The sequence below is a fragment of the Pseudomonas sp. BIGb0176 genome (assembly GCF_024810175.1).
GTDB classification, from domain to species: domain Bacteria; phylum Pseudomonadota; class Gammaproteobacteria; order Pseudomonadales; family Pseudomonadaceae; genus Aquipseudomonas; species Aquipseudomonas protegens.
In genome coordinates this window covers 883,184-895,967 of the sequence record NZ_JANUEC010000002.1, presented here as the reverse complement: position 1 = coordinate 895,967, position 12,784 = coordinate 883,184, and the positions used below count along the sequence as shown (strand labels likewise).

The following is a 12,784-nucleotide window of genomic DNA, read 5'->3' as shown; positions in this document are numbered from 1 at the left end:
TTTTTACGCCTTACAGGGTTTCGGCCCAGAGGTCGTATTCGTCGGCGTCGGTCACCCGGCACCAGACCTTGTCACCCGGCTTCAGGTCGCCCGCACCGTCGATGAACACGTTGCCGTCGATTTCCGGGGCATCGAAGAAGCAGCGGCCCACGGCGCCATTCTCGTCGACTTCATCGATCAGCACTTCGATCTCTTTGCCGATGCGCTGTTGCAGGCGTGCCGAGCTGATTGCCTGCTGGTGCGCCATGAAGCGCTCCCAACGGTCCTGCTTGACCTCGTCCGGGACCACTTCCAGGTCCAGGTCGTTGGCTGGAGCGCCTTCCACCGGCGAGTACTGGAAGCAGCCGACGCGGTCCAGTTGGGCTTCGGTCAGCCAGTTCAGCAGGTACTGGAAGTCTTCTTCGGTTTCGCCCGGGAAGCCGACGATAAAGGTCGAACGGATGATTAGTTCAGGGCAGATCTCGCGCCAGTTCTTGATTCGCGCCAGGGTCTTGTCTTCGAAGGCCGGGCGCTTCATGGCCTTGAGCACTTTCGGGCTGGCATGCTGGAACGGGATGTCCAGGTACGGCAGGATCTTGCCGGCGGCCATCAGCGGAATCAGCTCGTCCACGTGCGGGTAGGGGTACACGTAGTGCAGGCGAACCCATACGCCCAGGGTGCTCAGGGCTTCGCAGAGCTCGGTCATGCGGGTCTTCACTGGCGCGCCGTTCCAGAAGCCGGTGCGGTACTTGACGTCGACGCCATAGGCGCTGGTGTCCTGGGAGATCACCAGCAGTTCCTTGACCCCGGACTTGACCAGGCGCTGGGCTTCGTCGAGCACATCGCCCACCGGGCGGCTGACCAGCTTGCCGCGCATCGACGGGATGATGCAGAAGCTGCAGCTGTGGTTGCAGCCTTCGGAAATCTTCAGGTAGGCGTAGTGTCGCGGGGTCAGCTTGATGCCTTGCGGCGGCACCAGGTCGATCAGCGGGTTGTGGTCCTGTTTCGGTGGCACCACTTCGTGCACGGCGTTGACCACCTGCTCGTACTGTTGGGGGCCGGTGACCGCCAGCACGCTAGGGTGCACGTCACGGATATTGCCTTCTTCCACGCCCATGCAGCCGGTGACGATGACCTTGCCGTTTTCCTTGATGGCTTCGCCGATCACTTCCAGGGATTCGGCCTTGGCCGAGTCGATGAAACCGCAGGTGTTGACCACCACGACGTCGGCGTCCTGGTAGGTGGAGACCACGTCATAGCCTTCAATGCGCAGTTGAGTGAGGATGCGCTCGGAGTCGACCAGAGCTTTTGGGCAACCCAGGGATACGAAGCCGACTTTCGGGTTGGCCGGCGCGGAGGGGGTGGACATGTCTAACCTCGGTATTGGGTGTCGAGCCACTTGGGGGGCAAGTGCGACGGTTGGGCGCTGGCTGCGCCTCTGATCAAAAAGTGCGCAATTCTAGCGATGGTCGAAGCGCTTGACCAGCTTTATGCGGGGGAAATACGACGAGCGCTGGACTATGCTTCGTCCCGTTATGCCCGGTTGCTTTCATACGGTGTTAGTTGGTGCCTTAGTGGTAATAAGAATCTGCAAATTACATGGCAAACTGCGCAACTTAAGAGAATAGCGCTTGTATAACCTTGCGCTTTCTATATAAGAAGCCCCGGTCTTGAGTAGTAGGAGTCATTGATGGGTCAGGCAAGTAGTCAGGCGGCGAGTGGCGAGCACTCCGGGGGCAAGCCTCTGGGGATGCTGGTGGCGGCGGTCGGGGTGGTGTATGGCGATATCGGCACCAGTCCGCTCTACACCCTCAAGGAGGTGTTTGCCGGCCATTATGGGGTTCAGGTCAATCATGACGGGGTGTTTGGCATCCTGGCCCTGATTTTCTGGTCGTTGGTCTGGGTCGTCTCGATCAAGTACGTGCTGTTCGTCCTGCGGGCCGACAACCAGGGCGAGGGCGGCATCATGGCCCTGACCGCGCTGGCCAGGCGGGCTTCCGGTTCCTATCCGCGCTTGCGTTCGATGCTGGTGATTCTGGGCCTGATCGGGGCGGCGCTGTTCTATGGCGACAGCATGATCACTCCGGCGATTTCCGTGCTGTCGGCGGTCGAGGGCCTGGAGCTGGCATTCAGCGGCCTGGAACACTGGGTGGTGCCGATGGCGCTGGTGGTACTGGTGGCCTTGTTCCTGATCCAGAAACACGGCACTGATCGCATCGGCAAGCTGTTTGGCCCGGTGATGGTGGCTTGGTTCGTGGTTCTGGGCGGGCTGGGGGTCAATGGCATTCTCCAGCACCCCGAGGTGTTGCAGGCGTTGAACCCGATGTGGGGCGTGCGCTTCTTCATTGTCCATCCGGGCATGGGGGTCGCCATCCTCGGGGCGGTGGTTCTGGCATTGACCGGTGCCGAAGCCTTGTACGCCGATATGGGGCACTTCGGGCGCAAGCCCATTGCCCGGGCCTGGTTCGCCCTGGTGTTGCCGGCGCTGGTGCTGAACTACTTCGGCCAGGGCGCGCTGCTGCTGGAAAACCCTGAAGCCGCCCGCAACCCCTTCTACCTGCTGGCGCCGAGCTGGGCCCTGATTCCGCTGGTGGTGCTGGCCACCCTGGCCACGGTGATCGCGTCCCAGGCGGTGATTTCCGGGGCTTTCTCCCTGACTCGTCAGGCGATCCAGCTGGGTTACATCCCGCGGATGCACATTCAGCACACTTCCAGCGCCGAGCAGGGGCAGATCTACATTGGCGCGGTGAACTGGGCGCTGATGGTGGGTGTGATCCTGCTGGTGCTCGGTTTCGAGTCCTCCGGTGCCCTGGCTTCGGCCTACGGCGTGGCGGTGACCGGGACCATGCTGATCACCAGCATCCTGGTGTCGGCGGTGATCCTGCTGCTGTGGAAGTGGCCGCCGATGCTGGTGGTGCCGCTCCTGCTGGGATTCCTGTTGGTGGATGGGCTGTTCTTCGCCGCCAACGTGCCGAAGATCTTCCAGGGCGGCGCCTTCCCGGTGCTGGCGGGGATCGTGCTGTTCATCCTCATGACCACCTGGAAGCGCGGCAAGGAATTGCTGGTGGATCGCTTGGACGAAGGCGGGCTGCCGCTGCCAATCTTTATCAGCAGCATCCGCGTACAGCCGCCGCATCGGGTGCAGGGCACTGCCGTGTTCCTCACCGCCCGTCCAGACGCCGTGCCCCACGCCTTGCTGCACAACCTGCTGCATAATCAGGTGCTGCACGAACAAGTGGTGCTGTTGACGGTGGTCTACGAGGACATTCCACGAGTGCCTGCAAATCGGCGCTTCGAGGTGGACTCCTACGGCGAAGGTTTCTTCCGGGTGATCCTGCACTTCGGTTTCACTGACGAGCCAGACGTGCCGGAGGCCCTGAAACTGTGCCACCTGGACGAGCTGGACTTCAGTCCCATGCGCACCACGTACTTCCTCAGTCGTGAAACCGTGATCGCCTCCAAGCTGGTGGGCATGGCCCGCTGGCGCGAAGCGCTGTTCGCCTTCATGTTGAAGAACGCCAACGGCAACCTGCGCTTCTTCAAGCTGCCGGTGAACCGGGTGATCGAACTGGGTACTCAGGTCGAGATGTAAACCCGACCAGACAAAAGCCCCTGTTGCCTTGCGGCAGCGGGGGCTTTTTCGTTTCACGGCCCTGTAGGAGCGAGCTTGCTCGCGATAACGGACCGGCCATCGACATCGATGCTAATGACAGGACGGTTTCTCCCGGAGCCCACCGGCCCCGAGATCGCCCTTGGTCGTTACGCGGCTAGCGCCTGCACCACATCGTCCACCACCGCCTTGCCCATGGCGGTCAGGTAGTACGCTGCCCAGGCGTGACGATCGCTGTCCTTGCTGTAGGCGGCGTCCTTGGCAAAGGCCTTGGCCAGGGTCGGCAGGTCGGAGGCTTCCCACAAACCTAACCCGTCCCCAATCAGTGAGGGCATTTATACCGTCGATGTAAAAAAGCCCCCGCAACCTGAGGCTGCGGGGGCTTTGTCGGGCGAGGCTCGGCTCACTCTTGAGCGGTGGCCTGATCCTTGGCCTGGCGCTTCTCGATGGCATCCACCAGGCGCTTGGCCAGTGCCGGGTAGTTCTCATCGAAGTGATGGCCCCCTGGCAGCTTCATGGCTTCACCAACGGCGGTCTTGTCGGTGCAACCGCTTTCATCGACCTCTTCCACGCCGTAGATGCACACCACCTTGGCGGCCGGCAGCTTGGCCATTTCCGGGCCGGTAGCGGCTTCCTTGCCGGCGTTGCCCAGCCAGCCTTCGACTTCAATCTCGAAGCTGCCGGTGCGGGCGAAGGCCAGCAGGATAATGGCGTCGACACGCTGCTGCTCGGCTTCCGGCAGGCGGTTGTAGATGGCAGGCAGCACGTCGGCGCCGAAGGAGTAGCCGGTCAGCACGAAGCGCTTGGTGCCCCATTTCTGCCGGTAGTGCTGCATCAGCTCGGTGAGGTCGATGGCGCTCTGTTCCGGGGTCTTGTGCTGCCAGTAGTAGCGCAGGGTGTCGATGCCCACCACCGGGTAGCCGATCTTGGCCATTTCGCCGGCCACGTCGCGGTCCAGGTCGCGCCAGCCGCCGTCGCCGGAGAGGAACAGGGTCACGGTGTCCTTGGTCTGGCCGGCCGGCACTTCCACCACGGGGATGCTAAGGCCGCCGTTTTCCGAACCCACCAGCAGCTTGCGCAACTCGTTGTTCAGCACCTGGGGCAGGTGGATGTCGTAGTCGCTGATGCTGGTGGTGGCGTTGGGGGTATCACGCACGAAGCCGGCGCTTTCGTCATCCGGGTTGTCGTTCCAGGCCACCAGCCAATGGCCGTGGGCCAGGGTCTTGGGCAAGGGATCGGTGCAGCCGGGCGCCGGGTTGATGGTGAAGCCTACCGACACGGCCTGGGCCTTGTCGTCGTTCTGGCTGGCGATCCAGCGCCAGGCCAGGGCTGCGCCCGGGCCGATGCCGCTGACCAGGGTGGCCGGGCCGGCGAGTTGCGGCAGGGCGTTCTGCAGGGCTTGTTCCTGCAGCTTGCAGTCGTCCTTGGGCAGGACCACCTGGACGATCTGCGCCGCGCCGCTGCGGCTCAGGGCCAGCAGTTGCTTGTCGGTCAGGGTCGCGTCAGGCAGCACTGCCACCACTACCCGGGCCTTGGCCTGGGTACCTGGGGTCACGCGGGTCAGGGTCGAGCCGTCGGCCTGAGTCAGTTGTTCCAGGGTCGGTTCGGGAGCGGGGCGGTTCCACCACCAGTAGCCGCCACCTGCAATCAGAGCCAGCACCACCAGGGTCGCCAGCAGGTACCGCCAAGAGCGTTGAATCATTAGCGTTTCACCAATCCAGTCAAGCCGCCTGCGATCAGGGCGGCAGTGTCGGCCAGTGCAACCAGCGGGTCCAGCCCTGCCGGCACGGCCATGTAACGGGGTTCCCAGTCAGGCTGGAACTTGTCTTTGAAACGGCGCAGGCCCTGGAAGTTGTACAGCTGTTCGCCACGGCGGAACACCATCGAGCCCAGGCGCTGGGTCAGCGGTGCGCCACGCCGTGGTTGCAGGCCGGACAACGGCACCATCCCCAGGCTGAAGCGGGCATATCCATGATTTTTATAATGCTGGATCAGGCCGACCATCATGAACTCCATGGTCAGCTTCGGCGCGTCCGGGTGCGCGCGCATCAGGTCGAGGCTGGCCAGGTCGTGGCTGTAGGTCTCGAGCAGGTTGGCGAAGGCCACCGGGCGCCCTTCAAAACGAATGATGGCGATGCGAAAGTGCTTGAGATAGTCGTCGCTGAAGCGGCCCAGGGAGAAGCCTTTCTCGCGGACATTCTTGCCGGTGAGCCAGGCGTCGGAGATCACTTTCAGCTCGTCCATCGGCGCTTGCCCCGGCTCGTGGATCTCCAGCGACAGGCCGTCGCGGGTGCCGCGGTTCCAGGTGTAGCGCAGGTCCTTCATCTCCTTGCCCTTGGCTTCCAGATCAAAGCGCTTGAGGTCGACCCGGGCTTCTTCGCCGAGCTTGATCGCCGTCAGGCCGATGTCCATGTAGTAGGGCAGGTTTTCCGCCCGTACCTGGTAGAACACCGGGCGCGCGTGGTGCAGGTCGCACAGGTCGCGGAACTGCCAGATCATTTCCGCGCGCTGCTGGGTCGGGCCGATGGGGTCGTACAGCGCCACCAGGCTGCGGCCCCGGCGGGCGTACATCAGGAAGGCATCGTCGTTGGGGTGGAACAGCAGCGCCTTGTCGCCGGTCAGGGCCAGGCCGCCGTCAGGTTGGGACGAGGCCATGAGGATCTTCGCGGCCTTGGCCAGCTCGTCGCTGGTGGGCAGGTGGATGACCGGGCGTGCGGTACGCAGCAGCCAGGTCAGGGACACCACCAGCAACAGCACCGCAGCTCCCAACAGCGAGCGCAGGCCCCGGGGTGCGTCGGCGTCGAGGGTGAACTGCCACCACAGTTGATGGCTGTAGGGCACGTCCTGATAGGCGAACAGCAGCAGCCAGATGGAAGCCCCCAGCACGCAGACGCTGGCCACCAGGTACAGCGGCGAGAACGGCAGTTCGGTGAGGCGGCTGGGGCGATAGAACGAGCGCCGGAACACCGCCAGCAGGCTGGCGGTGAGGGTCATCAAGCAGGCTTCTTCCCAGTCAAAGCCTTTAAGCAGCGAGAGCAGGGCGCCCACCAGCAACAGAATGGTGGTGAGCATCCAGGCGGCGGACAGGCGCCGGCGCAGGCCTTGGGCCAGCAGCAGGCAGAGTACGCCGATCAGGCTGGCGCCGAAGTGCGAAGCGTCCACCAGGCGGTGGGGAATCAGGAAGCCGATGTGCTGCAGGCGGGTATCGATTTCCGGGGTGGCGCCGGAGAACAGCAGCACCACGCCTGACAGGAACACCAGCACCGCCAGGATCGGCGCCGCCAGGCCGGAAGCTACCCGCAGGGATTGCCGGGTCTGGAACAGGCGTTGGGCTTCGTTGATCAGCAGCAGGACGCAGGCCACCAGCATCGGCAGCACTACGTAGATCAGGCGATACAGCAGCAATGCGGCCGCCAGGGGCGCGGCGCCGAGCTTGTCGGCGAATGCCGCGAGGAGGATGGCTTCGAACACCCCGACGCCACCGGGCACGTGGCTGAGCACACCTGCGGCCAAGGCCAGCAGGTACACCAGCAGGAAGGCGCCGAACGGCGGCGCTTCGGGCAGCAGCAGGTAGAGCACGGTGGCGGCTGCGGCGACGTCCAGGGCGGTGATGATCAGTTGCAGGAAGGTCAGGCGGCGTCCAGGCAGGCGCAGGGTGCGACGTCCGACCCGGACCAACAGGTTGTCGCGCAGGGGCTGTTCCGGCAGGCGTCGGCGATAGATACCGACCGCCAGTACCGCGCCCAGCAGAAGAATAGCCAGGGCAATGCCGGCCAGCAGGCTTTCAGGCAGGCGCAGGGCCGCCGAGGCTGCCGGCAAGTTGCTCAGGGTGGCCAGGGCCGCCAGCGGTGGCAAGGCACAACCCAGAGAGAGGCTGGCAAACAGGGTCATGTGCGCGACGTCGGAGGCCCCCAGCCCGTGACGTGCGTACAGGCGATAACGTACCGATCCACCGGACAGCAGCGACAGACCAATGGCGTTGCCAATGGCGAAAGCGGTGAAGCCGCCCAGGGCTAGGGTGCGGCCGGGCAGGTTGACCCCGGCGTAACGGCTGGCGGACCACTCGTACCCCAGCAGAATAATGAAGCCGACGATGGTCGCGCCCAGGGCGCCGAGCAGGGCCGGCTTGGGCACTTCGAGGATCGAGTCGTGCAGGGCGTAGAAATCCAGCTCGCTGAGCAGGTGACGGCAAGCGATCAGGGCAATGGCGAACAGCAGCAGGGTTATGGCCAGGCCCAGGGGTTGGCGGTACTTGCTCAACAGGTCCAGCCAGCGCAAGCGAGTGGCTGTCACAGGTTGAGTGGCGGTAGTGGTATCGCTGTCTTGTGAATCAGACGTGTTGGCGCGCATCAATCACCTCGTGGATTGTGCGCGACAGGATGGGGGTATCCAGCCAAGTTACCAATCCCTGTAGGAAAAATAGTTTCAAATATTAACGCGTCTCACCGTGGCCCGGCGACCCTGGGCAATGGCCACCGGGTGGTCGCTCGAGACAGAGCATAGCTCGCATCTTGAAGGGTCGAAGCATCGCTAACGGCTCGCAACACTTTGCCAGGTCATTGTTGCGAAAGGACTTTTTCAACAGATACAAAAAAGGCCACTCTTTCGAGCAGCCTTTTTTGATGTTTGGTTGCGGGAGCCGGATTTGAACCGACGACCTTCGGGTTATGAGCCCGACGAGCTACCAGACTGCTCCATCCCGCGTCTGTGTGGCGGCATTCTACAGGCGAACGACCGAGTGTCAACCGTTAATGGTCCAATAGGTCAAATAAACGTCGAATGGCCAGTTCTGTCTCTTAAGTCATCGACAGCTAAAGAGTTTTGCCTGTGCCATGTTTGAGAGGGAGTAGTACAAAACAGGCACGCACAAAAAAGGCCACTCTTTCGAGTAGCCTTTTTTGATGTTTGGTTGCGGGAGCCGGATTTGAACCGACGACCTTCGGGTTATGAGCCCGACGAGCTACCAGACTGCTCCATCCCGCGTCTGTGTGGCCGAATTCTACAGAGCTGGCAGATCCTGTCAATCATTAAATTTTGAAAATTGCTTCCGGTTCAATCGCTTAGCTTCCTTGAAGGGGCTTTTCGGAAGGCTCGGGCCTAGCTAGAACGGGGCTTGCAGCTCTATTGAAGGCGTTGTTGTCATTGAGCAAATAAATTCAGCCGGACCTGATGAAGGTCAGCGCGAAGATGCAAGGTACTGGTGCTATATACAGGTGTCGGTAGATACTTGCCTTCTGCTTTCATTGCGACCTGTGCCTTTCATGATCTCTGCCTTTATATGATGCAGCGCAAAATCATCCACATTGACTGCGATTGCTTCTACGCCGCCATCGAAATGCGCGACGCCCCGCACCTGGCCAGCAAGCCGCTGGCGGTGGGCGGGTCAGCGGATCGACGGGGGGTGATTGCTACCTGCAATTATGAGGCGCGGGCCTATGGGGTGCGCTCGGCCATGTCCTCCCGGCACGCCCTGACCCTGTGCCCGGACCTGGTGATCGTCAAGCCGCGCATGGAGGCCTATCGGGAAGCTTCCAAAGAGATCCATACGATCTTTCGCGACTACACCGACCTGATCGAGCCCTTGTCGCTGGACGAGGCCTACCTGGATGTTTCCGAAAGCCCGAGCTTTGCCGGCAGCGCCACGCGTATCGCCCAGGACATTCGCCGTCGGGTTTCCAATCAGTTGCACATCACCGTGTCGGCCGGGGTGGCGCCGAACAAATTCCTGGCGAAGATCGCCAGTGACTGGAAAAAGCCCAACGGCCTGTTTGTGATCACCCCTGACCAGGTGGAGGATTTCGTCTCCGAGCTGCCAGTGAGCAAGCTGCACGGAGTGGGTAAGGTCACGGCGGACAAGCTGGGGCGCCTGGGCATTGTCGACTGCCTGCAATTACGGGACTGGAGCAAGCTGGCGCTGGTGCGCGAGTTTGGCAGTTTTGGCGAGCGCCTGTGGAGCCTGGCCCGGGGCATCGATGAGCGGCCAGTGCAGAACGATAGCCGGCGGCAGTCGATCAGCGTGGAGAATACCTACGACGTGGACCTGCCGGATCTGGACAGTTGCCTGCAGAAGTTGCCGGAACTGATGGAGACCCTGGCGGGGCGCATGGCGCGCATCGACAGCAGCTACCGGCCGGGCAAGCCTTTCGTCAAAGTGAAGTTTCATGATTTTACCCAGACCACCCTGGAACAGGCGGGGGCGGGGCGTGACCTGGAGAGTTATCGGCAATTGCTGACCCAGGCCTTCAAGCGCGGCGGCAAGCCGGTGCGCCTGCTGGGAATTGGCGTGCGTTTGCAGGATATGCGCGGCGCTCATGAACAGCTGGAGCTGTTCCGAGGGGGGTTGTAGGGGCTGGCCGGTTGCGATCCATCCGAGGCATCGCTTTCACCGGCAGCCGGCTCCTACAGGGGGTCAGTTGCTGCCGGGGTCGGCCACCAGGCGGCCGGCATTCTTGGTCAGGGACTTGAGGAACTCGTTCTGCAGCTCCGGATCGTTGCGGGTCAGCTCGATCAGGCTTTGCTCCAGTTCGCTGGCTTCTTCCTCCAGGCCCAGCTCCGACAGGCGTTTGACCCGGTGCACCCACTGGCTCACCTCATCATCTTCCAGGTCGTCGTAGATCAGTGCATGGGCTTCCTGCAACTTGCTGCGCAGGCCGCTGCTGATGCTCAGGGAGGAGTCCGAATGCACTTCGTCCTGAGCGTCTTCGACACTGATCTGCAGCTTGCCGATGTGATTCAGGTCCTGCTCGGAAAACGGATTGTCCAGCAGGTTCAAGCGCAGCACGCCATTGCGGTCGGTGCTCAGCTCGTAGGTCTGCTTGCCGGCCTTGACCTGCACCGGGCGCTCGCTCCATGGCAGGCTCGAATACTCCAGGCGCTTGTCGCGCTGGACTTCATCGATGGCTGCCAGGTTCTGCTGGGCACGGCCATGGGACGGCATGTTCATGAACGGGTTGAGTCCGGACACGCCGTAGCTGATCCAGTCCTTGGTCACGCTGTCCGGCAGGTTGCCCAGGGCGAACACATTGACCACATTGGCCCCGACGCCCGCCACCAGTGCCACCGCGCCCAGCGGGATCTCGTAGACCTCGCGCCAGGGTTGGTAGGGCGTGTAGCGATCGTAGCGGCGGGTGACCTCGAACTCGGTGACTTCGAAGGTCTTCTGTTCGTGAATGCGCACTCGGCGTTGCGGCAGCTCAAGCACCTTAGGCTCACCGACATCGATCTGCAGGCTGTGATCGAGCAGTTTGCGCTCGACACGTTCCTCGTGTTCGCTGCGTTGCGACATCTGGTTGGCACAGCCGCTGACCAGCAGGGCGCCGCATAAAGCGGCGCCCCCGAGGCTTAAGGTGTTTCGCTTGAACATGACTTCTCTATCTGGTTTCAGCGACGGATACGGGCTTGAAGGAAGGACAGTACGTCGGCCACGGGCAGTGCTTGCGCCTCGGCTTCGGTACGGCTCTTGTATTCCAGGTTGCCTTCGGCGAGGCCGCGGTCGCTGACCACGATCCGGTGAGGAATGCCGATCAGCTCCATGTCCGCGAACTTGATGCCCGGGCTGGTCTTCTTGTCACGATCGTCCAGCAGCACTTCGAAGCCGGCAGCGGTGAGTTCCGCGTAGAGCTTGTCGGTGGCTTCGCGAACCTGCTCGGTTTCGTAGCGCAGTGGCACCAGGGCAATCTGGAACGGCGCCAGGGTGTCGCTCCAGATGATGCCGTTGGCATCGTTGTTCTGCTCGATGGCAGCAGCCACCACACGGGATACGCCAATGCCGTAGCAACCCATTTCCAGGGTCACCGGCTTGCCGTTTTCGCCCAGCACTTCGCACTTCATCGCCTTGCTGTACTTGTTGCCCAGCTGGAAGATGTGCCCGACTTCGATGCCGCGCTTGATTTCCAGGGTGCCCTGGCCGTCCGGGCTCGGGTCGCCGGCCACCACGTTACGCAGGTCGGCCACGGTCGGAACCGGAAGATCGCGTTCCCAGTTGACGCCGAAGTAGTGCTTGTCGTCGATGTTCGCACCGATACCGAAGTCGCTCATCAGCTCGACCGAGCGGTCGATGATGATCGGCAGCGGCAGGTTCAGCGGGCCGAGGGAACCGGCGCCGGCGCCAATGGCGTCACGCAGTTCGGCATCGGACGCCATGACCAGCGGGCTGGCAACGCCAGGCTGGTTGGCGGCCTTGATTTCGTTGAGTTCGTGGTCGCCACGGATGATCAGGGCAATCAGCTTGCCTGGCTCTTCGGCGTGGACGATCAGGGTCTTGATGGTCTTTTCAATCGGCAGATTGAATTTTTCCACCAGCGCGGCAATGGTCTTGGTGTCTGGCGTATCGACCAGGCGCAGTTCTTCGGCTGGCGCTGGGCGCGAGGTTTCGCGAGGCACGGCCTCGGCCTTCTCGATGTTCGCCGCGTAGTCGGAGCCGTTGCTGAAGACGATATCGTCTTCACCGGATTCGGCCAGCACGTGGAATTCGTGGGAGCCGGCGCCGCCGATGGAGCCGTTGTCCGCTTCAACCGGGCGGAACTTCAGGCCCAGGCGGGTGAAGACATTGCAATAAGCCTGGTGCATGCGGTCGTAGGTGACCTGCAAGGACGCCTGGTCGGCGTGGAAGGAGTAGGCGTCCTTCATGATGAACTCGCGGCCGCGCATCAGACCGAAGCGTGGGCGGATTTCATCGCGGAATTTGGTCTGGATCTGGTACAGGTTCAGCGGCAGCTGCTTGTAGCTGCTCAGCTCGTTGCGAGCCAGATCGGTGATCACTTCTTCGTGGGTCGGGCCTGCGCAGAAATCGCGACCGTGACGGTCTTTGAAGCGCAGCAGCTCCGGGCCGTATTCTTCCCAGCGACCGGATTCCTGCCACAGCTCAGCCGGCTGAGTGCTCGGCATCAACACTTCAAGCGCGCCCGCGGCGTTCATTTCTTCGCGAACGATGGCTTCAACCTTGCGCATCACCCGCAAGCCCATCGGCAGCCAGGTGTACAGGCCGGAAGCCAGTTTACGGATCATGCCGGCGCGCAGCATCAGCTGATGGCTGATCACGACCGCGTCGGAAGGCGTTTCTTTCTGTGTGGCGAGCAAATATTGACTGGTGCGCATGGTAGGCCGTTGTCGGTTGCTGAAGACTGGAAGTGACGGAGCATTGTACGGGCGAGTTCCGCTGGCGTACAGGATTGCGCTCGGAGGGGCCGGGGGCTA

General features: G+C 62.4%; 7 protein-coding genes, 2 tRNA genes and 1 pseudogene. 2 read left to right on the top strand and 8 right to left on the bottom strand.

The genetic code is table 11. The features are described from left to right. Positions 1 to 10: 10 nt before the first annotated feature. Positions 11 to 1,348 (bottom strand): 30S ribosomal protein S12 methylthiotransferase RimO, encoded by a 1,338-nt coding sequence (rimO, locus tag M2395_RS15010; protein ID WP_123430170.1) that lies wholly within the window; start codon positions 1,346 to 1,348, stop codon positions 11 to 13. A 381-nt stretch (positions 1,349 to 1,729) separates the two neighbouring features. Between rimO and M2395_RS15005 the strand changes: the two genes are divergently transcribed. After that, a complete protein-coding gene (locus M2395_RS15005; protein WP_374046137.1) occupies positions 1,730 to 3,571 on the top strand; it encodes a potassium transporter Kup in 1,842 nt (613 codons plus the stop codon). A 167-nt stretch (positions 3,572 to 3,738) separates the two neighbouring features. On the opposite strand, the pseudogene M2395_RS15000 reads toward M2395_RS15005, so the two are convergent. From M2395_RS15000 to M2395_RS14980, 5 genes and pseudogenes are all read right to left on the bottom strand, one after another. Beyond that, a pseudogene (locus tag M2395_RS15000) lies at positions 3,739 to 3,894 on the bottom strand (DUF3077 domain-containing protein); the annotation flags it as partial. 98 nt (positions 3,895 to 3,992) lie between these two features. Then, positions 3,993 to 5,291, bottom strand: coding sequence for a virulence factor family protein (locus tag M2395_RS14995; protein WP_123430172.1), 1,299 nt, complete (start codon positions 5,289 to 5,291; stop codon positions 3,993 to 3,995). After that, positions 5,291 to 7,939: a bifunctional lysylphosphatidylglycerol flippase/synthetase MprF gene (mprF, locus tag M2395_RS14990; RefSeq protein ID WP_015634386.1), complete on the bottom strand. Its 2,649-nt coding sequence runs from the start codon at positions 7,937 to 7,939 to the stop codon at positions 5,291 to 5,293. The genes M2395_RS14995 and mprF overlap by 1 nt, the downstream gene beginning before the upstream one ends. Before the next feature lie 277 nt (positions 7,940 to 8,216). After that, positions 8,217 to 8,293: transfer RNA gene (locus tag M2395_RS14985), tRNA-Met, on the bottom strand. Positions 8,294 to 8,495: 202 nt separating this feature from the next. After that, positions 8,496 to 8,572 (bottom strand) — tRNA-Met (locus M2395_RS14980). Positions 8,573 to 8,867: 295 nt separating this feature from the next. On the opposite strand from M2395_RS14980, the gene dinB reads away from it, so the two are divergent. Beyond that, a complete protein-coding gene (gene dinB, locus M2395_RS14975; RefSeq protein ID WP_015634387.1) occupies positions 8,868 to 9,935 on the top strand; it encodes a DNA polymerase IV in 1,068 nt (355 codons plus the stop codon). A gap of 63 nt (positions 9,936 to 9,998) precedes the next feature. Here dinB and M2395_RS14970 read toward each other — a convergent pair whose 3' ends face one another. Both M2395_RS14970 and M2395_RS14965 read right to left on the bottom strand, forming a co-directional pair. Beyond that, positions 9,999 to 10,952, bottom strand: coding sequence for a hypothetical protein (locus M2395_RS14970; RefSeq protein WP_053156652.1), 954 nt, complete (start codon positions 10,950 to 10,952; stop codon positions 9,999 to 10,001). 17 nt (positions 10,953 to 10,969) lie between these two features. Further along, positions 10,970 to 12,685: a proline--tRNA ligase gene (locus tag M2395_RS14965; RefSeq protein WP_019094460.1), complete on the bottom strand. Its 1,716-nt coding sequence runs from the start codon at positions 12,683 to 12,685 to the stop codon at positions 10,970 to 10,972. Positions 12,686 to 12,784 lie beyond the last annotated feature (99 nt).

Coding starts and splice junctions, on each gene's coding strand:
- rimO (WP_123430170.1), bottom strand. CDS start 1,348: ATGTCCACCCCCTCCGCGCCGGCCAACCCGAAAGTCGGCTTCGTATCC.
- M2395_RS15005 (WP_374046137.1), top strand. CDS start 1,730: ATGCTGGTGGCGGCGGTCGGGGTGGTGTATGGCGATATCGGCACCAGT.
- M2395_RS14995 (WP_123430172.1), bottom strand. CDS start 5,291: ATGATTCAACGCTCTTGGCGGTACCTGCTGGCGACCCTGGTGGTGCTG.
- mprF (WP_015634386.1), bottom strand. CDS start 7,939: ATGCGCGCCAACACGTCTGATTCACAAGACAGCGATACCACTACCGCC.
- dinB (WP_015634387.1), top strand. CDS start 8,868: ATGATGCAGCGCAAAATCATCCACATTGACTGCGATTGCTTCTACGCC.
- M2395_RS14970 (WP_053156652.1), bottom strand. CDS start 10,952: ATGTTCAAGCGAAACACCTTAAGCCTCGGGGGCGCCGCTTTATGCGGC.
- M2395_RS14965 (WP_019094460.1), bottom strand. CDS start 12,685: ATGCGCACCAGTCAATATTTGCTCGCCACACAGAAAGAAACGCCTTCC.